This is a genomic window from Aestuariimicrobium sp. Y1814, from assembly GCF_050113895.1.
Classification (GTDB): Bacteria; Actinomycetota; Actinomycetes; order Propionibacteriales; family Propionibacteriaceae; genus Aestuariimicrobium.
This window is the reverse complement of the sequence record NZ_JBNJRW010000011.1, coordinates 72,232-97,607: the sequence shown is the minus strand read 5'-3', so window position 1 is coordinate 97,607 and position 25,376 is coordinate 72,232. Positions and strand designations below refer to the sequence as shown.

22 protein-coding genes and 1 riboswitch are annotated in these 25,376 nt (G+C 70.2%); of the genes, 9 read left to right on the top strand and 13 right to left on the bottom strand.

Annotation, left to right across the window (positions count from 1 at the left end):
• Nucleotides 1-38 precede the first annotated feature (38 nt).
• The 12 genes from ACQE3C_RS12630 to ACQE3C_RS12575 form a co-directional block, all read right to left on the bottom strand.
• Nucleotides 39-878, bottom strand: coding sequence for an ECF transporter S component (locus ACQE3C_RS12630; RefSeq protein WP_434539533.1), 840 nt, complete (start codon nt 876-878; stop codon nt 39-41).
• Entirely contained in the window at nt 875-2,473 is a 1,599-nt protein-coding gene (locus ACQE3C_RS12625; RefSeq protein ID WP_434539532.1) for an ABC transporter ATP-binding protein, read from the bottom strand. Before ACQE3C_RS12625 ends, ACQE3C_RS12630 begins: the two co-directional genes overlap by 4 nt.
• A complete protein-coding gene (locus tag ACQE3C_RS12620; RefSeq protein ID WP_434539531.1) occupies nt 2,470-3,633 on the bottom strand; it encodes an energy-coupling factor transporter transmembrane component T in 1,164 nt (387 codons plus the stop codon). Before ACQE3C_RS12620 ends, ACQE3C_RS12625 begins: the two co-directional genes overlap by 4 nt.
• On the bottom strand, nt 3,630-4,631 hold the full coding sequence (locus ACQE3C_RS12615; protein ID WP_434539530.1) for a hypothetical protein: 1,002 nt from the start codon (nt 4,629-4,631) through the stop codon (nt 3,630-3,632). The genes ACQE3C_RS12620 and ACQE3C_RS12615 overlap by 4 nt, the downstream gene beginning before the upstream one ends.
• On the bottom strand, nt 4,628-5,809 hold the full coding sequence (locus ACQE3C_RS12610) for an LPXTG cell wall anchor domain-containing protein (protein ID WP_434539529.1): 1,182 nt from the start codon (nt 5,807-5,809) through the stop codon (nt 4,628-4,630). The genes ACQE3C_RS12615 and ACQE3C_RS12610 overlap by 4 nt, the downstream gene beginning before the upstream one ends.
• Nucleotides 5,810-5,922: 113 nt before the next feature.
• Nucleotides 5,923-6,000, bottom strand: a riboswitch (cobalamin riboswitch).
• 108 nt (nt 6,001-6,108) lie between these two features.
• On the bottom strand, nt 6,109-7,191 hold the full coding sequence (locus ACQE3C_RS12605) for a hypothetical protein (protein ID WP_434539528.1): 1,083 nt from the start codon (nt 7,189-7,191) through the stop codon (nt 6,109-6,111).
• A 147-nt stretch (nt 7,192-7,338) separates the two neighbouring features.
• On the bottom strand, nt 7,339-7,539 hold the full coding sequence (locus ACQE3C_RS12600) for a CsbD family protein (protein ID WP_434539527.1): 201 nt from the start codon (nt 7,537-7,539) through the stop codon (nt 7,339-7,341).
• 112 nt (nt 7,540-7,651) lie between these two features.
• Nucleotides 7,652-8,257, bottom strand: a complete 606-nt coding sequence (locus ACQE3C_RS12595; protein ID WP_434539526.1) for a class I SAM-dependent methyltransferase — start codon at nt 8,255-8,257, stop codon at nt 7,652-7,654.
• Nucleotides 8,254-9,171: a tRNA pseudouridine(38-40) synthase TruA gene (gene truA, locus ACQE3C_RS12590; protein WP_434539525.1), complete on the bottom strand. Its 918-nt coding sequence runs from the start codon at nt 9,169-9,171 to the stop codon at nt 8,254-8,256. The genes ACQE3C_RS12595 and truA overlap by 4 nt, the downstream gene beginning before the upstream one ends.
• On the bottom strand, nt 9,168-9,920 hold the full coding sequence (trmB, locus tag ACQE3C_RS12585; RefSeq protein WP_434539524.1) for a tRNA (guanosine(46)-N7)-methyltransferase TrmB: 753 nt from the start codon (nt 9,918-9,920) through the stop codon (nt 9,168-9,170). Before trmB ends, truA begins: the two co-directional genes overlap by 4 nt.
• The gene (locus ACQE3C_RS12580; protein WP_434539523.1) at nt 9,904-11,319 is read right to left on the bottom strand and encodes a glycoside hydrolase family 125 protein; all 1,416 of its coding nucleotides are present in this window, start codon (nt 11,317-11,319) and stop codon (nt 9,904-9,906) included. The genes trmB and ACQE3C_RS12580 overlap by 17 nt, the downstream gene beginning before the upstream one ends.
• Nucleotides 11,316-12,086 carry a hypothetical protein gene (locus ACQE3C_RS12575; RefSeq protein WP_434539522.1) on the bottom strand — a complete coding sequence of 257 codons (771 nt, stop codon included), beginning with the start codon at nt 12,084-12,086 and terminating at the stop codon, nt 11,316-11,318. Before ACQE3C_RS12575 ends, ACQE3C_RS12580 begins: the two co-directional genes overlap by 4 nt.
• A gap of 359 nt (nt 12,087-12,445) precedes the next feature.
• On the opposite strand from ACQE3C_RS12575, the gene rplM reads away from it, so the two are divergent.
• From rplM to glmM, 4 genes are all read left to right on the top strand, one after another.
• Entirely contained in the window at nt 12,446-12,889 is a 444-nt protein-coding gene (rplM, locus tag ACQE3C_RS12570) for a 50S ribosomal protein L13 (RefSeq protein WP_434539561.1), read from the top strand.
• Between the two features lie 23 nt (nt 12,890-12,912).
• Nucleotides 12,913-13,461, top strand: coding sequence for a 30S ribosomal protein S9 (gene rpsI / locus ACQE3C_RS12565; RefSeq protein ID WP_434539521.1), 549 nt, complete (start codon nt 12,913-12,915; stop codon nt 13,459-13,461).
• A 335-nt stretch (nt 13,462-13,796) separates the two neighbouring features.
• Nucleotides 13,797-15,083: a TerC family protein gene (locus ACQE3C_RS12560; protein ID WP_434539520.1), complete on the top strand. Its 1,287-nt coding sequence runs from the start codon at nt 13,797-13,799 to the stop codon at nt 15,081-15,083.
• Nucleotides 15,084-15,191: 108 nt separating this feature from the next.
• Nucleotides 15,192-16,541 (top strand): phosphoglucosamine mutase, encoded by a 1,350-nt coding sequence (glmM, locus tag ACQE3C_RS12555; protein WP_434539519.1) that lies wholly within the window; start codon nt 15,192-15,194, stop codon nt 16,539-16,541.
• 65 nt (nt 16,542-16,606) lie between these two features.
• Here glmM and coaA read toward each other — a convergent pair whose 3' ends face one another.
• Nucleotides 16,607-17,584 carry a type I pantothenate kinase gene (coaA, locus tag ACQE3C_RS12550; RefSeq protein ID WP_434539518.1) on the bottom strand — a complete coding sequence of 326 codons (978 nt, stop codon included), beginning with the start codon at nt 17,582-17,584 and terminating at the stop codon, nt 16,607-16,609.
• 168 nt (nt 17,585-17,752) lie between these two features.
• On the opposite strand from coaA, the gene glmS reads away from it, so the two are divergent.
• The 5 genes from glmS (at nt 17,753) to ACQE3C_RS12525 (ending at nt 25,349) form a co-directional block, all read left to right on the top strand.
• Nucleotides 17,753-19,597: a glutamine--fructose-6-phosphate transaminase (isomerizing) gene (glmS, locus tag ACQE3C_RS12545; RefSeq protein WP_434539517.1), complete on the top strand. Its 1,845-nt coding sequence runs from the start codon at nt 17,753-17,755 to the stop codon at nt 19,595-19,597.
• Nucleotides 19,598-19,634: 37 nt separating this feature from the next.
• Entirely contained in the window at nt 19,635-19,988 is a 354-nt protein-coding gene (locus ACQE3C_RS12540) for a holo-ACP synthase (protein ID WP_434539516.1), read from the top strand.
• Nucleotides 19,989-19,994: 6 nt separating this feature from the next.
• A complete protein-coding gene (locus ACQE3C_RS12535; RefSeq protein ID WP_434539515.1) occupies nt 19,995-21,431 on the top strand; it encodes a bifunctional ADP-dependent NAD(P)H-hydrate dehydratase/NAD(P)H-hydrate epimerase in 1,437 nt (478 codons plus the stop codon).
• Nucleotides 21,432-21,521: 90 nt separating this feature from the next.
• Nucleotides 21,522-22,673 (top strand): glycosyltransferase family 4 protein, encoded by a 1,152-nt coding sequence (locus ACQE3C_RS12530; protein WP_434539514.1) that lies wholly within the window; start codon nt 21,522-21,524, stop codon nt 22,671-22,673.
• Nucleotides 22,674-23,906: 1,233 nt separating this feature from the next.
• A complete protein-coding gene (locus tag ACQE3C_RS12525; protein WP_434539560.1) occupies nt 23,907-25,349 on the top strand; it encodes a DEAD/DEAH box helicase in 1,443 nt (480 codons plus the stop codon).
• Nucleotides 25,350-25,376 lie beyond the last annotated feature (27 nt).

Here is a 25,376-nt window from a genome sequence, read left to right as displayed (position 1 = left end):
TTCTTGTCCCCGCTGCGCGGTGCTGGCTGGGCCGGGCGTCAGCTCGGTTGGCTCGGCATGCTGCCGAAGCTCGCCCGGCGCGCAGCGCGCCGCAGGATCCGCAGCAGCGGGGGGCCGAGCAGCAGCAGCAGGACGATCGTGGTCAGCGCGCGGCCCAGGTTCCACCCCATCGACGTGGCGACGTTGAACCAGAAGAAGCGGACGAGGTTGTCCCACGCCCCGGCGTTCGGGTCGAAGGAGATCTGGGATTCCCCGCCGACCATGAACGGCCAGAACGAGAAGTCCATCAGCCAGCCGTAGACGAAGGCCACCACCCCCGAGAAGAGCATCAGCATGCCGATCTCCAGGCGTCCGCGCACCTGCGGCAACAACCCCGACAGCAGCCCGACCAGGCCGGCCGCCAGCATCTGGTAGGGCAGCCACGGCCCCACGCCGCCGGTCAGCAGCGCCGAGGCGAACAACCCGGTGTTGCCCAGCACGAAGCCGAACCCCGGCCCGAAGACCCGGCCCGAGATGATGATCGGCAGGAAGACCGTCTCGAGCCCGGCGGTGCCGGCCCCGAGCGGGCGCACCCCGGCGACCACGGCCGACATCACGCCCAGCAGCGCCAACGCCTTCACGTCGGAATGCTCACCGGTGATCTGCGAGGTGACCACCGCCAGCACCAGCCCCACCACGCCGATCAGCAGCATCGGGGCGAGGTCATTGGTCGACAGCACCGATTCGGGGGAGATGAACAGCGGCCAGCAGAAGGCCACCACCGCCAGCACGGCCGCGATCGCCACCATCACCCAGGCACGGCCCGACAGTTCCATCGCCGGGGCGACGGGGGTCACGTCCTCGGCGCGGCGGGGACGCCGATCGGCGCGCACGCTCATGAGGCCAGCGCCCCGACCCGCACATCGGCCAGCGTGAGCACCTGCTCGGGGTGGAAAACCTTGGCCAGCTGCGGAGCGAACACCGGGGAACTGGTCAACACCCGGTTGGTGGGCCCGTCGGCGACGACCTCACCATCACCGAGCACGACCGTCCGGTCCGAGGTGGCGGCGGCGAACTCCACGTCGTGGGTGCTGACCACCACGCAGGTGCCCCGGGCGGCCAGCCCGGCGAGGATGTCGGTCAGCTGGTGTTTCATGGCGTAGTCGAGGCCGCGGGTGGGTTCGTCCAGCAGCAGCACCTTCGGCCCGGCGGCCAGCTGGATCGCCAGCACCAGCCCGAGTCGCTGCCCCTCGGACAGGTCGCGGGGGTCCATGTCGGTGGCCAGGTCGAGCCCCAGCGCCTCCAGCAGTCCTGCGGTCGTGCCCGGGCTCACCGTTGATTCACGGTCGGCCTGTTCGCACTCCTGGGCCACGGTGGGCAGGTAAAGCAGGTCGGCCGGGGTCTGCGGCACCAGGGCCAGGGTGCGGCGCAGTTCGACCGGGGTGGTGGCCCGCGGGTCCACCCCGTGGACGCGGACGGTGCCGCGGTGCTCCAGGGCCCCCTGCAGGGTCCACAGCAGCGTCGACTTGCCGGCCCCGTTGCGGCCCATCACCGCGGTCACCGTGCCGGGGTGGAAGTCGAGGCTGACCTCGGCCAACGCCTGCACCCGCCCCAACCTGACCGACAGGTCCTCGACCCGGACGACCGGCTCACCGGTGGGTGGGGCCGGTGCCGGCGGTGGGGTGGTGACAATGTCACGGCGGTCATGTTCCAGGCGTCGTCGGGCCTCCCGGACGCTGAGCGGCACCGGGGTCCAGTCCAGTCGGCGAGCCAGGTCGGACAATGGGGGCACCACGTTCGCGACGGCGAGGATGTCGCCGGGGGCACCCAGCTCTGCTCGTCCGTCGCCGGGCAGCCACAGCATCGAGTCGGCGGCATGCATCACCCGTTCGAGCCGGTGCTCGGCCAGCACCACGGTCAGCCCGACCTCGTGGACGAGGGTGGTGATCGCCGAGAGCACGTCCTGCGCCGCGGTCGGGTCCAGCGCCGAGGTCGGCTCGTCCAGCACGACGACGCGGGGCTGGGCCGCGAGCACCGAGGCGATCGCCACCCGCTGCTGCTGCCCACCGGACAGGCTGGTCAGCGGACGGCGCCGCAGCGGCCCGATGCCCATCAGGTCGAGGGTTTCCTCGACCCGCTTGCGCATGGCGGCATGGTCGAGGCCCAGCTGTTCCATGCCGTAGGCGACCTCGTCCTCGACGGTGTCGGTGACGAACCCCTGGATCGGGTCCTGGCCGACGTAGCCGACCACGTCGGCCAGGTCGCGGGGACGATGGCGTCGCGTCGAGCGGCCCGCCACCCGCACGTCACCCTCGAGGCGTCCGCCGGTGAAGTGGGGGACCAGCGCGTTGATGGCCCCCAGGATCGTCGACTTGCCGCTGCCGGTGCGGCCGACCACCACGCACAGGTCACCCTCGGCGATGGTGAACGACACGTCAGTGACCACCGGCACCCGTCCCTCATAGCCGATGCTGACCTGGTCGAAGGTGATCATCGTGACTCCGCTCGGGTGGTGGTGGGGACGGGGGCTTCGGTGAGCAGCAGCGGCAGCGCGAGCAGCGCGACGATCACCAGCATCGGGGTGGTCAGCGGTGGCCATGCCAGCGGGTGGACCCCGGGGTGCAGGGCGGCGGGGGTGAGGGTGGCCAGCCGCACCACGACCAGGGCCGCGGCCGTGCCGCAGGCGACCACGGCGGTGTCGCGCCACCGCCACGGGTGCGGCCGGTAGCGGCTGATTCGTTGGCCGCGGCCGGACAGGTGCAGGCCGACCAGCAGGACGGCGCTGGCCAGGACCATCCCGACCGGTGCCCAGACCTGGGCGTCGGCGATCGCGAACAGGGCGTAGGTGCAGAACACCAGTCCCACCAGGCCGGCCACCAGCAGCACGGAGGTGGCCGCCGACGCGGGGGTGCGATCGGTGCGCAGCGTGCGGCCGTAGCCACGCGACTCCATGGCCGTGGCGAGCCGCATGGACCGTTCCAGCGCATCCTGCATGACGGGAATCATGATCGAGACCACCGCCTTGAACCCCTTGCCGGCCCCGCCGCGCAACCGGCGTGCGCGACGCACCCGGCCGATGGACTCGACCAGCTGCGGTGCCACGCTGAGCGCGATCACGACCGCGACCGACAACTGGTTCAGGGCGGCGGGGACACTCTTGAGGGCCTGGCGGGGGTTGGCCAGCGCGTTGGCGCAGCCGACGCAGATCAGGATGGTGGCCAGGCGCAGGCCGTCGTAGAGGGCCCCGAGGACCGCGTTCAGGGTGACCGGGCCGCCGATGCGGATTCCGGCCATCCAGGTGGGCAGCTGCAGTTCGGGCAGGGTGAACAGCACGATGCCGCTGCGGGAGCCGCCCAGCAGCGCCATCAGGATCACCCGGAAGCCGATCACCGCCAGCCCGAGCACCAGGAAGGCACCCACGGACCGTGCCCAGGGGGCGTCGCTGCGGCGGGCCAGGGTCACCAGCAGCACGGCTGTGATCACCAGTGCCAGCAGCAGCGGGTTGGTGGTGAACATCGCGACCACCGCCGCGCCGACCGCCCAGCCCCACCACGCCCATGGGTGGGTGGTGCGCCCAGCCAACCGCGCCCCCGACGCGACCGAGGTGGTGGCGTCGGGGGCGGTGGTGGTGCGTGGCTCGGCGGTGCGGGTCACGACTCGTTCAGGTCGAACTCGTCGGCGGCCCCGGCCCTGCCCCGACGTACCCGGACGAGGGCGAAGGCTCCGGCCGCCACCGCGACCAGCACTCCGGTGGTGATCGCACCCCACGGGGTGCCGTTGCCGCCGGAGGGCTGGTTGGCGACGATCGGGGTGGCGGTGGCCTCCGGCGAGGTGGGGCTCACCGTCGTGGTGGCACTGGTCTCGCTCGGACTCTGCTCGGAGGTGCTCGGCGCAGCGCTGGACGAGGCCGGCGCCGAACTCGGTGCCGTCGAGGCGGTGGGGCTGGGCGTCGTGGCCGGGGCGCTGGTGGTCGGCGCCGTGGTGGTGGCCGAGGTCGTCGCCGCACGGGTCGTCGCCGGGCGAGTGGTGGCCGGACGACTCGTGGGCGCCTGGGTCGCCGGGCGCGTGGTCGCCGGGCGGGTCGTGGCCGGTCGAGTGGTGGGTGCCTGCGTGGTCGGGGGTGCCGGCACGTAGCCGCGCACCGTGCCGGGGTTCAGCACCGACGCGAGCGTGGACTCACAGGGTCCTGCGCTCAGGCACCAGCCCTCCAGGCTGCCCCGGGGTGGGGTGCGCGCGGCGTAGCCGAAGTTGGAGTAGATCCACGAGCCACCCGGGTTCGCGTGGGAGTAGCGCCACATCGGGGTGGTCGGGGTCCACTCACTGCTGGTGGTACAGCGGTTGGGAATGTTGTTGATCTGGCAGACGAACCCTTGTTCACGCTCGATCACGCTGGCCACCGCCGTGAGTGCGGCCCTGCCGTCCCCCGGGTTTGTCGAGCAACCTTGGGCGACGCGTCTGCCGTCCTCCAGGATGACGATCACCCAGACCCCGCCGCCGGCGACACAATCGGTCGCCGTGGCCGGGACCACCCGTTCAGGGGCGACCTGCCCGGGCAGGGGCTGCGGCGCGGCGGCCGCACCGGCGGCCCCGGCCGGAACGAGTCCGGCCAGGGCCACCAGCAGGCCGAGCAGTGCCCGTAAGGGGCGCATCATCGGGGGCGGCGACGAGCCAGCACGGCGGTCGCGGCGGTGCCTGCCATGCCCAGGCCGACCAGCAGTGCCAGCGGTGAGCCGTCAGCGCCGGTGTTGGGCAGTGCGCCCGGCTTGTTCGGGGTGGTGGCCGGGGTGCTGGTCACCGGGGTGGTGGCCGGGTTGCTGGTCACCGGGGCCGTGGTCACCGGCGTCGTGGTGGTCGGTGCGTCGGTGGTCGCCGGCGGGGTGCTGGTGCCCGAGTCGTCCTGGGTGGGCACGTTGAGCAGGTCGTCCCCGGCCAGCAGCAGCAGGCCCTGGACGGTGGCCATCAGGTTCGGCGAGGTGCCGTTGTGGCTGCTCGGCAGCCCGGCGCCACCTGTCTTGGTCTGCTGGTCGTGCAGGTAGGCCAGGGCGTCGCTGACGTCGACGCCGGCGGCGATCAGGCCCTGGCCGACCAGCGCGGTGGCATTCGAGGGGCTGTAGCCGGGCCACGACCCGTCAGCGGCCTGCGCACCCTGGGCCCAGGCGATGGCGGCGTCGAGCGCGTCGGTGACCGCCTGGCCACCCTGGCCGGAGCCCTCCATCCCGACCAGGGCGGTGATGGCGACACCGGTCGAGTCGACGTCGATGGTGAAGGTCGAACCCAGCGTGTAGCCGAACGCGCCCGAGGAGTCCTGGGCGTTGACGAAGGCGTCGATCGAGGCCTGAGGCACGGTCTCGCCGGCCTTCACCAGGGCGATCACGGCGTAGGGCAGGTTGAACATGCCCCCGGCGTTCGGGGTGGTGGCGAGCCGGTCCTGGATGACCTGGATGAGGTCGACCCCGCCGTAGTTGGTCGGGTCCTCGCCGAGGGCGATCGCGGCGATGGCGACCTTGCCGGCGGCGCCGGCGCTGGTGGCGTAGGTCGGGGCCTGGGTCTTCAGCTTGTCGTTCATCTCGGCCAGCACGTCGGTGTGCAGCCCGGTGGCGCTCAGGCTGGCGATGGCGTCGGCGAGCCCACCGTTGGACAGTACGGCCGGGTTGGTCTTCCACTGGTCGGCGATCCAGTTGGCGGCCGCGGTGGCCTGCGAGCTGGGGGCAGCGGCGGGCACGAGCGGCCCGGCCAGCGGGGCCTGGGCCTGGGCGCTGCCGGCGATGACGGGGCTGAGCAGCAGCGCAGCCGCACACCCGACAGCCGCGATACGAGTTCGGAGCAACATGGTTTCCTCTCAGATGAACCAGCGGTGGTTCGCGAGGCAAGCTCCGCGTCCCGAATTCCGCTGACCACGACGGGCGTGGCCTGCTGGCCACGCGGTTGGGCGCTCGTTGCCTCGGGTGCCCCGACTCGGGTCGGCCAGTGGCCGGGCCCATCACGGTTGCGGGTCAGTTCCGGATTCCCACCGGATTCCCCCGACGCAACGATCTCGTTCAACATACCCCACCCCGCCGACGAGCAGAACACTGCCCACAAGGGAAAACGGCCCGCCCCCGGAAGGGGCGGGCCGTCGGGTGGTCGGGGTCAGCGCTGGTTTGCGGCCACGCCGGTGTTGGGCAGTGCGCCCGGCTTGTTCGGGGTCGTTGCCGGGGCTGAGGTGGTGGGTGCGCCGGTGGTGGCCGGGGGAGTGGTCACCGGGGGAGTGGTCACCGGGGTCGAGGTCTCGAAGGTGACATTCAGCAGGTCGTCGCCGGCCAGCAGCAGCAGGGCCTGGATGGTGGCCAGCATGTTCGGGGCGGTGCCGTCGTGGGTGCTGGGCAGTGCAGCCCCGCCGGTGTTGGCCTGCTGGTCGTGGAGGTAGGCCTGGGCGGCAGTGGCGTCCTCGCCGGCGGCGATCAGGCCCTGGCCGACCAGGGCGGTGGCGTTGGCCGGGCTGTAGCCCGCCCAGGACCCGTCGCCCAGCTGGGTGTTGTAGGCCCATTCGACGGCGTATTCGAGGACGAGGGGGACATCGGTCCCGCCCTGCCCGGAATCGGCCAGGCCCACCAGGGCGGTGATGGCCAGACCGCTGGAGTCGATGTCGGTGGCCCAGGTGGGCGGCGTGTTCCAGACCTCCCAGTAGCCGAAGGCGCCGCTGGGGTCCTGGGCGTCGATGAGGGCGTCGATCGAGGCCTGCGGCACGGTCTCACCGGCGCGGACCAGCGCGATGATTGCGTAGGGGAGCGCGAAGATGCCGCCCGCATCGGGGTTGGCGGCCAGGTCGTCCTGGATCACCTGGATGAGGTCGACCCCGCCGTAGTTGGTCGGGTCCTCACCGAGGGCGATCGCGGCGATGGCGACCTTGCCGGCGGCGCCGGCGCTGGTGGCGTAGGTCGGGGCCTGGGCCTGCAGCGCAGCGTTCATCTCGTCGATCACATCGGCGTGCAGGCCGGTCGCGGCCAGCCCGATGATCGCGTCGGCCAGGTTGCCGCCGGTCAGCACCGACTGGTCGGCATTCCACTGGTCAACGATCCAGTTGGCGGCCGCGGTGGCCTGTGAGCTGGGGGCGGCGGCGGGCACGAGCGGCCCGGCCAGCGGGGCCTGGGCCTGCGCGCTGCCGGTGACGACGGGGGAGAGCAGCAGCGCGGCGGCGGTGCCGATGGCCGCGATGCGGGTACGAAGCTTCATGGGGTCCTCCGGTGATGAACGGTGGCAACAACGTAGCGGACCGCAGTGACACCGATGAAGGCGTCCCACCCAGTTCCCCCCGCGGGAACGACAAGTGGCCCGCCCCCAGCAATGGGGGCGGGCCACCGTTCCTGACGCTTGCGCGCCTCAGAACTTGTTCTTGGCGTCCTCGACGAGGTCACCGGCGGCGTCCTTGACGTCCTCACCGGCCTGCTTCACCTGGGCCTTGCCCTGCTGAAGCTTGCCCTCTGCCTCAAGACGCTGATTGTCTGTCGCATCTCCGACGACTTCCTTGGCCTTTCCGGCCAACTCGTCGGCTGCGTTCTTGATCTTGTCTCCGAGCCCCATAGGCAACCTCCTTTGGTGTCGGGCACTCCCCGACCGGTTGTTGAACACTACGTCCGGGGACGCCGAAAATCACGGATTCCACGCAAGCTGGTGGGTTTGCTGAAGACAATCCTCAGGTCTGGGGCCCGCAGGTGACCTGCAGCACGCGGAAGCCTTTGGCCGAGGCAGTGCGCTCGGTCGGCCAGCCCTGGTCGATGAGCCACTGCTGCAGGGAATCCCCGCCCAGGTTCTTGCTGACCACCAGCCACGCCCGGCCGTTCGGTGCCAGTCGCGGCAGCCAGGTCAACAGCAACTCGTGCAGCGCCTGCTTGCCGATCCGGATCGGTGGGTTGGACCAGATCTGGTCGTAGCTCGCCGGGCCGGCGAGCACCTGCTCGGGGGTTGCCGCCACCACCCGCTCACCCACCCCGGCCGCCTCAGCGTTGAGTTGGGTCAATGCCAGTGCCCGGGTGTTCACGTCGACGGCATCGACCCTGGCGCCGGGGCACTCGGTGGCCAGCGCCACCGCGATCGGCCCGAAGCCGCAGCCCAGGTCGAGCAGGTGGCGGGCCTCGTCCGGTGGGGTTGTCTCGCGGAACAGCACGGCCGTGCCGGGGTCGAGCCGGGTGCCGGAGAAGACCCCGTTTGCCGTGGTGAAGGAGTAGTCGCGCCCCCAGATGCTCGCCTCGATGGTGCGCCGCTTCTCGGGGGCCTGAGGGCTGTCGAAATAGTGGCTCACGCGTTCGCCTCGCTCTGCTCGGAATCACTCACGATCGGGTCACTCACGATGGGGTCGCTCACGATGGGTCCACGACGGTTCCTGGCCTCGGCCGACCGGGCCGCGAACTGGTCCTCGGCGGGGTAGCCGACCTCGCTCAGGGTCAACCCACCGGCCGGCATCACCAGCACCGAGGAGTCCCGGCGCGGCCTGCCCAACAGGTCGGCGACCCAGGCCAGGTCGCGTGGCACCCGACCCGGACGATCGGCGCCCGCCTGCCCCACGGCCACCAGCGCCCCCATCAGGGAGCGGACCATGGAGTGGCAGAAGGCATCGGCGACCACGGTGAACTCCACCGTCCCGTCCGAGGTGCGCACGCCCTGCAACTGCCGCAGGGTCCGGATCGTGGTGGCGCCCTCCCGCGGCCTGCAGAACGCCGCGAAGTCGTGCAGCCCCAGCAGCAGGTCGCCCGCCTCGTTCATCGCCGACAGGTCGAGCACCCCGCGCACCTGGGCGACGCGGCGGCGCAGGGTCGGTTCGCGTTCGGACTGCTCGTCCCACAACCGGTAGGTGTAGCGCCGGAAGGTCGCCGAGAAGCGGGCGTCGAAATCGTCGGGCACTGGGCGCACCCCGCGCACCACCAGGTCGTCGGGCAACACCCTGCGCAGCCGGTGGTCCAGCACCGTGGCGAGGTCACCGGTCCCGGACCGCAGCCTCACCTCGTGGTCGTCGGGCACATCGAGGTGGCAGACCTGGCCGGCGGCATGCACGCCGGCGTCGGTGCGCCCGGCCACGACCAGCCGGGCGGGTTCGCCCAGCCGCAGCACCTGGGTGATCCACGTCTCCAGCGTGTCCTGGACGGTGCGCCTGCCCGGTTGGGTGGCCCAACCGAAGAAGTCGGTGCCGTCATAGGCCAGGTCGAGGCGGTACCTCATCGGGGCCCTGCCTCGGGTGCGACCACGTACTCCAGGTCATGGATGGCCCGCCCCGCGGCCAGGCCGCGTCGTTCGTACTTGGTCACCGGACGAGCAGCCAGCCGGGGGGCCCAGCCGCCGCTGTCCGCGTGGGCGTTGACCAGCCCGGGTGCCTCGTCCAGCGTGGCCCGCATCCATTCGGCGTAGTCCTGCCAGTCGGTCGCCAGGAACCAGCGACCCCCGGGGACGAGCCGGCTCACCACGGTGGCAGCCAGGTCGTCGCTGACCAGGCGGCGCTTGTGGTGGCGTGCCTTGTGCCAGGGGTCGGCGAAGAAGGTCCACAGTTCAGCCACCTGCCCGGGGTGGAACAGGTGGGCCAGCCCCTGGGCGCCGTCGGCGACCACCAGGCGCACGTTGTCGACCGGGGGTTCGTGGCGGGCCATCTTCGACAAGGTGCTGGCCACCGCCGGCTCAAAGACCTCGAAGGCCACGACATTGCAGTCGGGCCGGGCCGCCGCCATGGGCACCAGCGAGTCGCCCTGCCCCGAGCCGATTTCGACGATGATCGGCGCGTGGCGACCGAAGACCTCGTCCCAGTCGGGCACCGGTTGGGGGGCGACCGACGTGCTGGTCTCGCGGGTCTGCACCGGCACCACATGGCTGGGTGACCAGCGCTGCCAGGCCTTCGCCTGGCTGGGGTTCATCCGAGCCGAACGGCGCACGAACGAGACCACCTCGCGGTGGACTCGCTGGTCACCAGTCGCGGTCATGCCATGGTCCTGTCAGGTCGGCGATCGTGTGGCCTGCCACGTCGAGCAGCAGTTCGCAGAACATCGAATTGGCCCAACTGAACCATGGTCGGGTGAACACCATGGGGTCGTGGGCGTCGAAGCTCTCGTGCATCATGCCAGTGCCGCCCTCGGTGCGCATCAGCACCTCGACGAGGCGGCGCTTGGCGTCGGCATCGGTGCTGGTCAACCCCTCGACCGCCAGCGCGATCGGCCAGATGTATCCCGGGGGAGTGTGCGGGCTGCCCACCCCCGACGCGGCCCGACCACGGTGGAAGTGCGGGTTGTCCGTCGACAGGACCCAGCGCCGGGTCGCCAGGTAGACCGGGTCGTCGGGGGCGATCGCCGAACACAGCGGCAGGCTCAGCAGGCTCGGCATGTTGGCGTCGTCCATCAGTAGTTGCCCACCCAGCCCGTCGACCTCGTAGGCCAGCACACCGTCCGCGAACCCGGCCCCCGCGAACCCGAAGCGGCGCACCCCACGGCGGATCTCGCCGGCCAGCGCCCGGCACTCCTGGACCAGGTCCGCGTCGTCCCACACCCGCTCGGCCAACTCGGCCAACAGGTCGAGGGCGTGCGCGGCGAACAACTGCGCGGGAATGTTGTAGCCGTAGGTGCAGGGGTCGTCGCTGGGACGAAAACCGCTCCACGTCATGCCGGTCACCGCCACCGGGGTGCCCCGCCCGTCGCTGCCGAGGGTGTCACCGGTGCCGGGGCGTACGAAGCGGTAGGACGAGTTGCGGTGGTCCTGTTCGGTGCGCCACAACCCGGTGACCACCCGGGCCCGGTTGCGCAGAGGGGCGACCAGGTCGTCGCGGCCGGTCGCTTTCCACGCCTGCCACGCCAACTGGATCGGGAAGGCCAGCGAGTCGATCTCGTACTTCTCCTCCCACACCCACGGGTTGTCGCACAGGTCACCGGCATGCCACGAGGCATTGTTCGGCGCAGGGTTGAACGCGTTGGCGTAGGGGGCGCGCTCGATGCAGTCCCACTGCTGGGCGATGGTGCCTGCCAGCAGGTCGACCACCTCGTCCGATTCAGGGGCCAGCACCACGAACGGGCGCAGTTGCGCCGAGGAGTCGCGCAGCCACATCGCCGGGATGTCACCGGTGATCACGAACGCCGTGCCGTCGGCACGCCGGGTGATGGTCGTCTGCCAGGTGTTCAGCATCAACCGTTCGAACGTCTCGCCGGTCGAGGGGTCGCCGGTCGCGCCGGCGATCCGGCCTGCATGGCGTGAGATCACCGCCCGCAACGCCGCCGGGGCGGGGTGGGTGACGGGCTGCCCGGGCGCCCCGGCGCCGCGCCGCCGCCAGAGCGAGGCGAAACCGCGGACGAGCCCGGGCCAGCGGGTGGGTTGGGTCCAGCGGGGCCGGCTCATCGTGGGCTGACCATGGAGCGCGGACTGGTCACTGACGGCGGGCTGGCCGGCGAGCGCAGGCTGGGGGGTGGCTGCCGTTTCACGCCCAGTCCATGCAGCAGCGTGCCGCCCCACACCCGGTAGCCCGAGGCGGCCGAGGCCACCAGGAAGGCGAGCATGGCCGAGATCGCCACCATCTCCCCACCGTCCTCGAGCACGGCAAAGACCTGGTCGAGGCGTGGATTGGTCGTGGCCGAGTGCAGCAGGTCGAAGACCAGGCCGAACACGGCCAACAGCCCCAGCAGCGACACGATGGTCACGTGGAAGCGGCGGGCTGCCCGGCTGGCGCGCCGCCAGGCGAGGGCCACCAGCACCAGGGAGGGCGCCACCAGGGCGAGCGCCACCACCAGTTCACCCAGGTCACGGGGACGCAGTCCGGCCACCGCAGGCAACCCCCACGCCTCGGCGATCACCCCACCGAGGTGCTCATGCACGGTGGCGGCATCGGTGAGCAGCAGCGCGAACAGCAACGGGGCCCAGAAGACCGGCTGCCAGGTGCGCTGCGCCCAGCCGACCAGCAGCACCAGCGCAATGCACCAGCCGAGCTTGATGTACTGGTAGAACTCCGGCACCGAACGGTCACGGTGCACCTGCATCGACGTCAGCGGGTTCAGGCCCATCACGTTCAGCAGCAGGTCGAGCACGATGAAAGCCACGTCGACACCCACCAGGAGCACCAGGGCGATGCGCCCGGGGTGCAGGCGGCGAGGTGGACGAGTACTGGTCACTCGAGCACACTATTGCGTGGGCCCGGCGGGCCCGACATCGATGGGAGCTTTCTCATCCGGGTCTCACCGGACCACTCGGCCCCTCGGATTTTGTGATTCGTCGTCCGACAAACAAGGAGCCAGCGGCCTCCACTGGTGGCAAAACGCCGATATCGGCTGCTGGCTACTTGTTTGTGGGAACTCTGGCGGGGGAACTGTGAAGGGACTCCACGTGAGTCACCGGGCCGTTTTGACCCTCGCAGGTCGCAGGGGTAAAGTTGGGCGCTGTTGCGCCTCGAGTGCCCGGTCCCTTGTGACCTGGTGGCCGTGCGGCGCTGCGTTAACGTCCACTGCAACTACCGGGAAGATGGTCTGTGACCGTGCCTACCTACAGCCCCAAGCCTGGCGAGATCACCAGGAACTGGCATGTGATCGACGCTGAGAACGTCGTTCTCGGCCGCCTTGCCGTCGCCGCTGCCACCCTCCTGCGTGGCAAGCACAAGGCTACCTTCGCTCCGCATGTCGATGGCGGCGACTTCGTCGTCATCATCAACGCTTCGAAGATTGCCCTGACCGGCAAGAAGCGCACCGACTCGCTGCGCTACCGCCACTCCGGGCGCCCCGGTGGGCTCACCGCGACCCCTGTCGGCGACCTGCTCGACAAGGACCCGCGCAAGGCCGTCGAAGGTGCAGTGTGGGGCATGCTCCCCAAGAACAAGCTGAGCCGTCAGCTGATGTCGAAGCTCAAGGTCTACGCCGGCCCCGAGCACCCCCACGCGGCCCAGCAGCCGCAGCCCTACACGATCACCCAGATCGCCCAGTGATCGCCGAAGCCTGAGGACACGCCGTGACTGAGACCCCCACCGCTGAACTCGACGAGAACGTCGAGGTTGACGTTGACACCGAGGCCACCTCGTTCGTCGACGAGAACGACCGCGAGATCGCCTACCGCAGCGACTCGAACCCCGCCGCGGCCACCGCTGGTGCTGCCGCCCGCCCGGCCGTGATCGCCGCCGGTCAGGCCACCGGCCGCCGCAAGGAGGCCATCGCCCGCGTGCGCCTGGCCCCCGGCACCGGGTCGATCACCATCAACGGTCGCACCCTGGACGACTACTTCCCGAACAAGGTGCACCAGCAGATCGTGACCGACCCGCTCGGCACCGCCGGCGTCGAGGGTGCCTACGACATCATCGCCCGCATCAACGGTGGCGGCATCTCCGGCCAGGCCGGCGCGCTGCGCCTGGGCATCGCCCGTGCGCTGAACGCCATCGATGAAGAGGCCAGCCGTCCCGCACTGAAGAAGGCCGGCATGCTCTCGCGTGACGCCCGCATCAAGGAGCGCAAGAAGGCCGGTCTCAAGAAGGCCCGCAAGGCCCCGCAGTACTCCAAGCGTTGATCCGGCGCGGGCTCCCAGCCCGCCCGCCAACCCCGCAGGACCCCCGCTTCGGTGGGGGTCCTGTCGTTGCGGGACCATCCCCGACCCATCCGCCACCCGTCGTGCGAATCGCGCGCGCCTGCCGGTGTCCGGGGAATTGTGGCCATGGATGTGATCGTTGCTACAGTTGGCTCGTTCAGCACTCCGAACTCTGTTTCTGGGCGAGCGACCCCTTGGTCCCGTTCCTGACCGATGCCACGCACCACCAGTGGGGCACAGGTGCAGTTCCACGTCCGGCCAGCCGGCCGGGCGTACCCACGTCCTCGGTTGCGACCGAAGATTCCCCAGGAGTGTGAGTGAACGTCCCCACCTACGTCTGGCTCGGCACCATTGTGCTGATCGCCGGCCTGCTGCTGTTCGACTTCTTCTTCCACGTGCGCAAGGCGCACGTACCGTCGCTGCGTGAGGCGGCCGTCTGGTCGGCGATCTACGTCGGCCTGGCCATCGCCTTCGGTATCGGGGTCTGGGTCTTCGGCGGTCACCAGGCCGGGGCGGAGTACTTCGCCGGGTACGTCACCGAGAAGGCACTCAGCGTCGACAACCTGTTCGTCTTCCTGATCATCATGAGCTCGTTCAAGGTGCCCAGGGCCGACCAGCAGAAGGTGCTGTTGTTCGGCATCGTGTTCGCGTTGATCGCCCGCACCGGCTTCATCCTCCTGGGGGCGGCGATCCTTGACCGGTTCGCCTGGGCGTTCTACATCTTCGGCCTGATCCTGATCATCACCGCCGGCAACATGCTGCGCGGCGAGGGTGAGGACGAACACTCCGCCGACAACTTCATCATCCGGCTGGCCCGGCGGTTCCTGCGCACCAGCGACCACTACGACGGCGACAAGCTGACCACGGTGGTCAACGGCAAGCGGATGCTGACCCCGATGCTGCTGGTGATGGTCGCCATCGGTGGCACCGACATCCTGTTCGCGCTCGACTCGATCCCCGCCATCTTCGGCCTGACCCAGTCGACCTTCATCGTCTTCACCGCCACGGCGTTCTCACTGATGGGCCTGCGCCAGCTGTACTTCCTGATCGACGGCCTGCTCGACCGCCTGATCTACCTGAGCTACGGCCTCTCGGCGATCCTGGCGTTCATCGGCGTCAAGCTGATCCTGCACGCCCTGCACGAGAACACCGTGCCGTTCATCAACGACGGCGAGCCCGTGGGTGTGATGGAGATCGACATCGCCACCTCGCTGGGCTTCATCGTCGGGGTGCTGACCATCACCATCGTCGCCTCCCTGGTCTCGCCCAAGGGCAAGGCCCAGACCGCGGTGAACAACGCCCGCCACCACGCCGAGCAGTACCTGGACTACGACTACGACACCGACCAGGCCCGCCGCGAGCAGACGTACCGGGCGCTGACCAAGGAACTGAACTACATCGCCACCATGGACCAGAAGTACCGCGACCAGATCAAGGACGCCGACGAACTCATGCACCTGTTCGTCCGTGCTCGTGAGGCGAAGGACCGCCGCGTGGCCGAGGGGTTCGGCGCCGCCCACGTGACCGGTGAGCTCCCGGTCAGCGAGGTCCTGCGGGGCACCCAGCGCAGTGAGTCGGAGGAAGACGCGCACGAGGCCCACTGACCGACCTGACCGACCCCTACTGACCCGCCCCACCCGGCCCCCGGTCCGGGGTGGGGCGGTTCACCGTCCGGTTCGGCACAGCGTGCCGTGGACCATTACTGTGGTGGGGTGGCTCGACTTTTTGGAACCGATGGCGTGCGCGGCAAGGCGAACGTCGACCTGACCGCTGAACTTGCTCTCGACCTGTCGGTCGCGGCCGCCCACGTGCTGGGCGAGGCGGGAGTCTTCGGCTCCCGGCCCACCGCGATCGTGGGTCGCGACCCCCGCGCCAGTGGGGAGTTCCTCGAGTCCGCGGTGATCGCGGGTCTCGCGAGCGCAGGGGTGGACGTCGTCCGCGTCGGCATCGTGCCGACCCCCGCCCTGGCCTTCCTGGTCAACGACGCGAACGCCGACCTCGGCGTGATGCTGTCGGCCTCGCACAATGCGATGCCCGACAACGGCATCAAGTTCTTCAGCCGCGGCGGGGTGAAGCTGGACGACTCCCTCGAGGACGCCATCGAGCGTCGCCTCGGGGAGGACTGGCAGCGACCCACCGGCGCCGACGTCGGCCGGGTCACCACCGATCTGGGCGCGGTCGAGGCCTATGTCGCCCACCTCGTCTCCAGCCTCGGCACCGACTCCAGCCTCGAGGGGCTCAAGGTTGTGCTCGACTGCGCCAACGGTGCGTCCTCGATGACCGCGGTGGCCGCCTTCGAGACCCAGGGTGCCGAGGTGGTTGCCATCCACAACACCCCCGACGGTCTCAACATCAACGAGAACTGTGGCTCGACCCACATGGGCGACATTCGCCGCGTGGTCGTCGAGCAGGGCGCCGACCTGGGCCTGGCCTTCGACGGGGACGCCGACCGCTGCCTGGCCGTCGACGCCGAGGGCAACGACATCGACGGCGACCAGATCCTGGCGATCCTGGCGCTGGCCCTGCAGGAGGAACGCAAGCTCACCTCCAGCACCGTCGTCGCCACCATCATGAGCAACCTCGGCTTCGTCAACGCCATGAAGGCCCACGGCATCAAGGTCGACCAGACCAAGGTCGGCGACCGCTACGTGCTGGAGTCGATGAACGCCAACGGCTTCGTCCTCGGCGGGGAGCAGTCGGGCCACGTGATCATGAGCGAGTTCGCCACCACCGGCGACGGGGTGCTGACCGGGCTGCACCTGGCCGCCCGCATGGTGCGCACCGGCCAGTCACTGAAGGACCTGGCCGCCGTGATGACCCGCCTGCCGCAGGTGCTGATCAACGTCAAGAACGTCGACAAGCTGCGCGCCGGCATCGACCCCGAGGTCAACGGCGCGGTGGCCCGCGCCAACCAGGAACTCGGCGACACCGGACGAGTGGTGCTGCGCCCCTCGGGCACTGAGCCCGTCGTCCGGGTGATGGTCGAGGCCGGCACCACCGAGCAGGCCCAGCAGATCGCCGAGCAGCTCGGCGAGATCGTCAAGAACCGCGTGAGCCTGTGACGCTGCCCGCCTGAGCGGGTGGTGCCCCTGCCGGTCACCCTGGGACGACCACGCCCCCGCGCGGGTCACACCTTGCGGATCAGCACCTCGGCGACCCCGTGGTCGGCGCCCTTGCGCAGGATCGCGGTGGCCCGCTCCCGGGTCGGCGCGATGTTCTGGTGCAGGTTCGGCCCATTGATCTCGGCCCAGATCTTCATGGCCATCGAGATCGTCTCCTCGTCGCTGAGCTGGGCCATCCTGATGAAGTAGCTGTCGGGGTCGCGGAACGCCGTGGCGCGCAACTGCAGGAACCGGTCCAGGAACCATTGCTGGATGTCGCGCTCGTCGGCATCGACGTAGATCGAGAAGTCCAGGTAGTCACTCAACGCCACCCCGGCGGTGCCATCGGAATGCACCCGGGCCGGCTGCAGTACGTTCAACCCCTCGACGATAAGGATGTCCGGCTTGCTGATCACCTGCACCCGGTCAGGGACGATGTCGTAGATGTGGTGCGAGTACACCGGTGCCTGCACCTCGGGCAGGCCCGACTTGACCTGGCTGACGAAGTTGATCAGCGCCCGCCGGTCGTAGCTCTCGGGGAAACCCTTGCGCTCCAGCAGCCCCCGGCGTTCCAACTCGGCATTGGGGTACAGGAACCCGTCGGTGGTGACCAGGTCGACCCGCGGGTGGCCGGGGGAGCGGCGCAGCAGTTCCTGCAGCAGGCGGGCGGTGGTCGACTTGCCGACCGCCACTGACCCGGCGATGGCGATGACGAAGGGCGTGCGCTCGACGTCGAGCTCCAGGAAGGCATGGGTGTCCTGGTAGAGGTTGCCGGTGTGCTGGATGTAGAGGTGCAGCAACTGCGTCAACGGCACGTACACCTCGGTGACGTCGAGGCGGCTGGTCGGGTCACCCAGGCCGCGCAGCCGGTCCAGGGTGGCCTGGTCGAGGTCGATGTCGGTGTTCTCGGCCAGCGCCGCCCACTCCCGGCGCGACAATTCCACGTAGGGAGTCTCGTCGAGCGTCGACGGGGTGTGGGTGGACTCGATCGGGTCAGTCGGCATGCGCTGCGTTGACCGGCGCGCAGACGAGTGTCGTTGCTGCCCCGGCCCCTTTCATCAGGCAAGATTCACACACAGCGGAATGGTTTTCCACTTGCCGGACCGTCCTTGGCGCCGGAGTGTCGCGTGCCGGATTGGGGAAACGCTCAACTGTCATGTACGTTTCTTGCCATGTGTGGAATCGTGGGCTATGTAGGACATCGCAATGCGCAGGACGTCGTCATCGGTGGCTTGCGCCGCCTGGAGTACCGGGGTTACGACTCGGCCGGCATCGCCGTGCCCGGCCCTGACGGGTTCGAGTCGCGCAAGAAGGCGGGCAAGCTCGCCAACCTGACCTCGGAACTGGAGTCCAACCCCATCCCCGAGGCCCACCAGGGCGTCGGGCACACCCGCTGGGCCACCCACGGCGGCCCCACCGACACCAACGCCCACCCGCACGTCTCGGCCAACGGGCGGATCGCGCTGGTCCACAACGGCATCGTCGAGAACTTCGCCGACCTGCGCGCCGAACTGGCCGAGTCCGGTATCGAGTTCACCTCCGAGACCGACACCGAGGTCGCCGCCCACCTGCTCGGCGTCGAGGTGGCCAAGGGCGTCGCACTGCCCGAGGCCATGCGCGCCATCAGCAAGCGCCTGACCGGTGCCTTCACCCTGGTCGCCATCGACACCGAGGACCCCGACCGCGTGGTCGCCTCCCGCCGCAACTCGCCGCTGGTCGTCGGCCTGGGCGAGGGGGAGAACTTCCTGGCCAGCGACGTGGCCGCCTTCATTGAGTACACCCGTGAGGCGATCGAGCTGGGGCAGGACCAGGTCGTCACCATCACCGGTGACGGCTTCGAGGTCACCGACTTCGACGGCGCCCCCGTCGAGGTGCGCCAGTACCACGTCGATTGGGACCTCTCGGCTGCCGAGAAGCAGGGCTACGACTGGTTCATGCGCAAGGAGATCTTCGAGCAGCCCCAGGCCGTGGCCGACACCCTGCTGGGCCGGTTCAACAACCGCGGCGAGCTCGTCCTCGACGAGATCCGCATCAGCCCCGAGGAACTGCGCCGCGTCAACAAGATCGTGATCGTCGCCTGCGGCACCGCGTTCTACGCCGGGATGGTCGCCAAGTACGCCATTGAGCACTGGACGAGGATTCCCTGCGAGGTCGAGATCGCCTCCGAGTTCCGCTACCGCGACCCGATCATCGACCCGATGACCCTGGTCGTCACCATTTCCCAGTCCGGTGAGACGGCCGACACCCTGATGGCCGTGCGCCATGCCCGTGAGCAGCACGCCAAGGTGATCGCCATCTGCAACACCAACGGGGCCACCATCCCGCGCGAGTCCGACGCCGTGATCTACACCCACGCCGGCCCGGAGATCGGCGTCGCCTCCACCAAGGGGTTCATCACCCAGGTGGTGGCCTGCTACCTGCTGGGGCTCTACCTGGCCCAGGTGCGCGGCATGAAGTACGGCGACGAGATCCAGGCCCTGATGGACGAACTGGAGTCGATGCCCGGCAAGATCCAGAGCGTCCTCGATTCACTCGACCCGATCATGGAACTGGCCGCCGACCTGAAGGACGAGGGGTCGATCCTGTTCCTGGGTCGCCACGTCGGCTACCCGGTGGCGTTGGAGGGTGCCCTGAAGCTCAAGGAGCTGGCCTACCTGCACGCCGAGGGCTTCGCCGCCGGCGAGCTCAAGCACGGCCCGATCGCGCTGATCGACCAGGGCCTGCCGGTCTTCGTGGTGGTGCCCCCGCAGGGCCGCGACCAGCTGCACGACAAGGTGGTCTCCAACATCCAGGAGATCCGCGCCCGCGGTGCACGCACCATCGTGCTGGCCGAGGAGGGTGACGAGGAGGTCGCGCCCTACGCCGACCTCTGGTTCAAGCTGCCCAGGGTCTCGACCCTGCTGCAGCCGCTGGTGGCGACCATCCCGCTGCAGGTCTTCGCCTGCGAGCTGGCCACCCAGCTCGGCCACGACGTCGACCAGCCCCGCAACCTGGCCAAGTCGGTCACCGTCGAGTGAGCCGCCGCGACTGATCCTCGCCCACTAGGCTGACGCCATGATCATCGGTGTCGGCGTCGACGTGTGCAGCTTCGAGCGCTTCGAACGCATGCTGGCACGTCGGCCCGGCATCGCGGCTCGGCTGTTCACCGAGCACGAGCTGACCTTGTCGGTGACCTCCCAGGCCGGGCGGTTCGCCGCCAAGGAGGCGCTGGCCAAGGCGCTGGGCTCACCCGGGGGCATGCGCTGGACCGACTGCGAGGTCGTCCGCGGTGACGACGGACGACCCAGCTTCGAGCTGCGCGGCAGCGTCCGCCGGGCCGCCGATGAGCGGGGCGTCGACCACGTGCACGTGTCCATCAGCCACGACGCCGGGCTGGCCACCGCCCTGGTGATCATCGAGAAGGCCTGAACCGCCATGTTGCCGATCCTGTCCGCCGACCAGATCCGCCAGGCCGAGGAGTCGTTCTGGGCCCACAACCCCGGTGTCGACCTGATGGCGCGGGCCGCGTCCGCGGTCGCCGACCACGCCCGCGCCATCCTCGGCACCCGCCCCGACCCCGGCACCCCTGTGGTGGTCGTGGCAGCCGGGGCCGGCAACAACGCCGGTGACGCGCTGCTGGCCGCCGCCGAACTCGACGCCACCGTGCTGGTGTGGGCCGTCGCCGACCAGACCCACCCCGCCGGCCTGCGCGAAGTCCTGAAGACCGGCGGCCACCTGGTCTCCCGGGTTGAGGCCCTCGAGGCGTTGACCGAGGCCGCCCTGGTCATCGACGGGGTGGCCGGCATCGGCAGCCGCCGCGGGCTGTCCGAATCCGTGGAACAGTTCGCCGCCGAGGCGCGGCGCCGGCGGGTGCCGGTGCTCGCGGTGGACGTGCCCAGCGGCCTGGCGGCTGATCGTCCGAGCGTCTCGGCCCCGGCCTTCAGGGCCGAACGGACCGTGACCTTCATCGCCCACAAGCTGTGCCAGGTGGCGACACCGGCGGCCCACCACTGTGGTGAGGTGCACCTGGTCGACATCGGCGTGCCCTACGGAGACCCGGCCATCTGGCAGGTCGCCGAACTCGATCTGGCCGCCTGGTACCCGTGGCCGGCGGCCACCAGCGACAAGTACTCCCGTGGCGTGGTCGGCCTGGACACCGGGTCGCCCAGGTTTCCCGGCGCAGCGCTGCTGGGTGCTGCCGGCGCCCTGTTCACCGGCGCCGGCATGGTGCGCCATGCCGGGGCCGAGTGGCTCTCTGACCGCGTCGTCCAGCGCTGGCCCAGCGTGGTGCCCGGCCCCGGCCGGGTGCAGGCGTGGGTGGTCGGCTCGGGGTGGCAGGTCGACGAGGAGCACCGTGACACGGCCCGGGCACGGTTGGCCGAGCTGGCCGCCGACGGCGTGCCGATGGTCATCGACGCCGGGGCGCTGGAGGTGCTGCCGCACAGCCTGCCCGAGGGCAGCCTGCTCACCCCGCACGCCGGTGAGCTCGCCCGGCTGCTGGGCATCGACCGGGCCCAGGTGGACGACGACCCGGTGCGCGCGGCTCGCGCCGCCGCCGGGCTCACGGGCGCGACGGTGCTGCTCAAGGGTGGCACCGAGTACATCGCCGAACCCGACGGGCGCGTGCTGCTGGCCGTCCGCGGACCCGCCTGGGCGGCCCAGGCCGGTTCCGGTGACGTGCTGGCCGGTGCCTGCGGCGCGCTCATGGCAGCCGGTGTGCGGGCCCCGCAAGCGGCGGCCGTGGCCGCCTCCCTGCAGGCCCTGGCCGGGGTGTCCTACCCCGGGCCTCGGCCCCCCGAACTGCTGGCCCAGACCTTCCCCGACATCATCAGCGGTTGGGCCGCCGCCACCGACCGGGCACCGTCGGTCTGACCGCTGGGCTCAGGCCTGTCACCAGTTGTTCACCCGCGTCGTCGTCCACGACGGGGCTGGGCGGGTGATCTCGTGGCTAGACTGCCGACCATGCGGGTTGCCATCATCGCCGAATCGTTCCTGCCCCAGGTGAACGGTGTGACCAACTCGGTCCTGCGGGTACTCGAGCACCTGCGCGCCACCGGCCACGACGCCTTCGTCGTCGCACCGCATGACCCCGGCAGGACACCCAAGCAGTACCTCGGTTTCCCGGTGGTCACGGTGCCCTCCATCGGCCTGCCCGGCTACAGCGACGTCCGCGTGGTCGGGACGACGACCTACGCGATGGCCAAGATCCTCGACGACAACGAGCCCGATGTCGTCCACGTCGCCGCACCGGTGATGATGGGCTACAAGGGGATGCTCGCCACCGCCCACCTGGGCCTGCCGAGCGTGGCGATCTACCAGACCGATGTGGCCACCTACGCCTCGCGGTACGGCGTGCCGCACCTCGAGTCGGTGTTCTGGCGGCGCCTGCGGCAGGCGCACTCCCTGGCCACCCTGAACTTCGCGCCCTCCACGGTGGCGCGTGACCAGCTGGTCGCCCGGGGCATCCCGCGGGTCGGCATCTGGGCCCGGGGCGTCGACTCCGTCCGGTTCCACCCCGACAAGCGTTCGGAGGAGCTGCGGCGGGAATGGGCCCCGGGTGGGGAGAAGATCGTGGGCTACATGGGTCGGCTCGCCCCCGAGAAGAGCGTGGCCGACCTGAGGGTGCTCGCCGACCTGCCCGGCACCCAGCTGGTGATCATCGGCGGCGGCCCCCTCGAGGACGAGCTGAAGCAGCTGATGCCCTCGGCCATCTTCACCGGCCCCAAGTCGGGCGAAGACCTCGCGGTGTCGCTGGCGAGTTTCGACGTGTTCGTGCACACCGGCGAGATGGAGACCTTCGGCCAGACCCTGCAGGAGGCGCAGGCCTCCGGCGTTCCTGTCGTCGCCCCCCGCAAGGGTGGGCCCATCGACCTGGTGGCACCCTCGTACACCGGTTGGCTCTACGAACCCGGGGACCTGGAGGGGATGCGCGGGTACGTGGCCGACCTGGTCGGTGATGACGCCAAGCGGGAAGCCTTCGCCATCACCTGCCGTGAGACGGTCCGCGAGCGCACCTGGCCCGCGCTGTGCGCGCAGTTGGTGGGCCACTACGAGCACGCGATCCGCACGGTGTCGCAGTCGGCCCAGCCGCAACCGCTCATCACTGCACTCTGAGGCCGGCCCGCGTCGTTGGGCGTCCGGCAAACAAGTAGCCAGCGGCCTCCACTGGTGTCAAAACCCCGAGATCGGGCTGCTGGCTACTTGTTTGTGGGGGACTGGCAGCACAGACATCCCACACGGGACTCCACCCGAGCCTCGTCGGCGATTTCAACAATCCTGCCCTGACAAGGTAGAGTTGGCAGACGTCACGGGCCCGATGCCCGTCCGCCTGACGGATGAGTTCCGTCGGCGATGCGAATCAGTTGCAGGGAGCCCCACCAGGCGTGGGGACGAGGGACAAGCGACGAATTCGCCCCATCACCACTGTCGGTACTGCAGCGAGCACGATGCTGCGCCGAGGATCCCTGGCACTGGAGCCCAACTTCGAGTTGGTACTTCGACGTGCAACTGACCGTGTCGCCGGCCCCGTGCCGGTGATGTCACCTGCCGCACCGCGGCGAACCGCCCCCGGGCGGGAAGGACTTCTCCATGTCTTCTGACAAGACCTCCAACAAGCGCGGCCCGAAGGCCGCCAAGGGCCGCGGGCCCAAGTCACACAAGGCCGACGGAACCCCCAAGAAGCGCTGGTCGGCCGCCGAACGCTCCCAGCGCGGCCACGGCCCTCGCAACCGCGGCGGCCGCAGCGGCGAGTTCGCCCCCGTCTGGAATCGGGACGGCGAGCGCACCGGCACCGATCGCGCCCAGCGCAGCGACCGCTCCTTCGACCGGGACGACCGCCCGCGCTTCAATGACCGCGACGACCGTCGTTCGTTCAGCCGCGACGACCGTCCCCGCTTCAATGAGCGTGGCGACCGGTTCAACGACCGCGATGACCGCCGTCCCTTCAACCGGGACGACCGGCCCCGCTTCAATGACCGCGACGACCGCCGTTCGTTCAACCGGGACGACCGTCCGCGCTTCAATGACCGTGATGACCGCCGTTCGGTCAAGCGGGACGACCGGCCGCGCTTCGACAACCGCGATGAGCGCCGCTCTTTCGACCGCGACGACCGTCCCCGGTTCAATGACCGCGACGACCGTCGTGGCCGTCCGGCCCGTGACGGCCGCTGGGGTGGCGACGTGCGTGCCCGTGAAGACCGCGGGGGCCGCTCCTGGGCCGGCCGGGACTTCGACCGCGACGAGCGTCCCCGCCGCCACGACCGCCCCCGTTTCGAGCGCGACGACCGTCACGACCGTCCCCGCTTCGAGCGCGACGACCGACCCCAGGACGACGCCGCCCTCGACGTGATGAGCTGGGAGCAGGAGGAGGTCACCGATCTCGACACCTCCGGCGTCGACCACGAGGGTGGCTTCAGCACCTTGGGCCTGCCCGACGAGATCGTGGCCATGCTGACCAAGCGCGGCATCACCGAGCCCTTCCCGATCCAGGTGGCCACCATCCCCGATGCGCTGGCCGGCCGCGACGTGCTGGGCCGCGCCCGCACCGGCTCGGGCAAGACCCTGGCCTTCAGCCTGCCGCTGGTCACCCGCCTCTCGCAGGACCCCGAGGCCCCGCACACCCGCCCCGGCCACCGCACCCCGCGGGCGCTGGTGCTGGTGCCGACCCGCGAACTCGCGCTGCAGGTCGCCGACGTGCTCTCGCCGCTGGCCGCCTCGCTCAACCTCAAGCTGGTGCTGGTCGCCGGCGGCATGTCCTACGGCCCGCAGACCAAGGCCTTCGACAAGGGCACCGACATCGTCGTGGCCACCCCCGGCCGGCTGATCGACCTGCTCGAGCAGGGCACCGCCGACCTGTCCGACGTGCAGCTCACCGTGCTGGACGAGGCCGACCACATGGCCGACCTGGGCTTCATGCCGGCCGTCACCACCCTGCTCGACGCTGTCGCCGAAGGCGGCCAGAAGCTGCTGTTCTCGGCCACCCTCGACGGGGCCGTCAACCGCCTGGTCAAGAAGTACATGTCCGACCCCGCCCTGCACGAGGTCGACTCCGGCAAGGCCTCGGTGACCACCATGCGCCACGAGGTGCTGCTGGTGAAGCCCCACGACAAGAACGAGGTCACCGCCCGCATCGCCAACCGCGAGGGCCGCACCGTCATCTTCGCCCGCACCCAGCTCGGCACCGACCGGGTCGCCACCCAGCTGCGTGAGGCGGGCGTGATGGCCGGTGCACTGCACGGCGGCCTGACCCAGGGCGCCCGTGCCCGCATCCTGGCTGCCTTCAAGGAGGGCACCCTGCCCGTCCTGGTCGCCACCGACGTGGCCGCTCGCGGCATCCACGTCGACGAGGTCTCGCTCGTACTGCAGCTCGACCCGCCCATGAACGGCAAGGACTACACCCACCGTGCCGGGCGCACCGCCCGCGCCGGTGAGGAGGGCGTGGTTGTCTCCATCGTGCTGCCCCACCAGCGCCGCCAGACCCTGCGGATGATTGGCTCCACCGGTGTGAAGGTCGACCCCGTCGAGGTCCGCCCCGACGACGAGGCCCTGGTCGAACTGACCGGTGCTGCCGAACCGTCCTCCGAGCCGATCTCCGAGGACGACTTCAAGGCGCTGGTCGCCCCCCGGCAGACGGCCCGTCGTCCCCGCCCCGAAGGTGGCCGTGGCGGCTACCGCGGTCAGGGCGGTGGCTACCGCGGCAACAAGGGCGGTGGCTACCGCGGCAACAAGGGTGGTGGCTACCGCGGCAAGCAGCGGGTTGCCGAAGCCGGCGGCTGGAACCGCGACAACTGAGCACTCCTGCTGCGGCAGGCATAGGAT

Bases quoted from the DNA above. Each gene is read 5' to 3' on its own strand.
- ACQE3C_RS12630 (WP_434539533.1), bottom strand. From the start codon at position 878: ATGAGCGTGCGCGCCGATCGGCGTCCCCGCCGCGCCGAGGACGTGACC.
- ACQE3C_RS12625 (WP_434539532.1), bottom strand. From the start codon at position 2,473: ATGATCACCTTCGACCAGGTCAGCATCGGCTATGAGGGACGGGTGCCG.
- ACQE3C_RS12615 (WP_434539530.1), bottom strand. From the start codon at position 4,631: ATGATGCGCCCCTTACGGGCACTGCTCGGCCTGCTGGTGGCCCTGGCC.
- ACQE3C_RS12610 (WP_434539529.1), bottom strand. From the start codon at position 5,809: ATGTTGCTCCGAACTCGTATCGCGGCTGTCGGGTGTGCGGCTGCGCTG.
- ACQE3C_RS12605 (WP_434539528.1), bottom strand. From the start codon at position 7,191: ATGAAGCTTCGTACCCGCATCGCGGCCATCGGCACCGCCGCCGCGCTG.
- ACQE3C_RS12600 (WP_434539527.1), bottom strand. From the start codon at position 7,539: ATGGGGCTCGGAGACAAGATCAAGAACGCAGCCGACGAGTTGGCCGGA.
- truA (WP_434539525.1), bottom strand. From the start codon at position 9,171: ATGAGGTACCGCCTCGACCTGGCCTATGACGGCACCGACTTCTTCGGT.
- trmB (WP_434539524.1), bottom strand. From the start codon at position 9,920: ATGACCGCGACTGGTGACCAGCGAGTCCACCGCGAGGTGGTCTCGTTC.
- ACQE3C_RS12580 (WP_434539523.1), bottom strand. From the start codon at position 11,319: ATGAGCCGGCCCCGCTGGACCCAACCCACCCGCTGGCCCGGGCTCGTC.
- coaA (WP_434539518.1), bottom strand. From the start codon at position 17,584: ATGCCGACTGACCCGATCGAGTCCACCCACACCCCGTCGACGCTCGAC.
- glmS (WP_434539517.1), top strand. From the start codon at position 17,753: ATGTGTGGAATCGTGGGCTATGTAGGACATCGCAATGCGCAGGACGTC.
- ACQE3C_RS12540 (WP_434539516.1), top strand. From the start codon at position 19,635: ATGATCATCGGTGTCGGCGTCGACGTGTGCAGCTTCGAGCGCTTCGAA.
- ACQE3C_RS12535 (WP_434539515.1), top strand. From the start codon at position 19,995: ATGTTGCCGATCCTGTCCGCCGACCAGATCCGCCAGGCCGAGGAGTCG.
- ACQE3C_RS12530 (WP_434539514.1), top strand. From the start codon at position 21,522: ATGCGGGTTGCCATCATCGCCGAATCGTTCCTGCCCCAGGTGAACGGT.
- ACQE3C_RS12525 (WP_434539560.1), top strand. From the start codon at position 23,907: ATGAGCTGGGAGCAGGAGGAGGTCACCGATCTCGACACCTCCGGCGTC.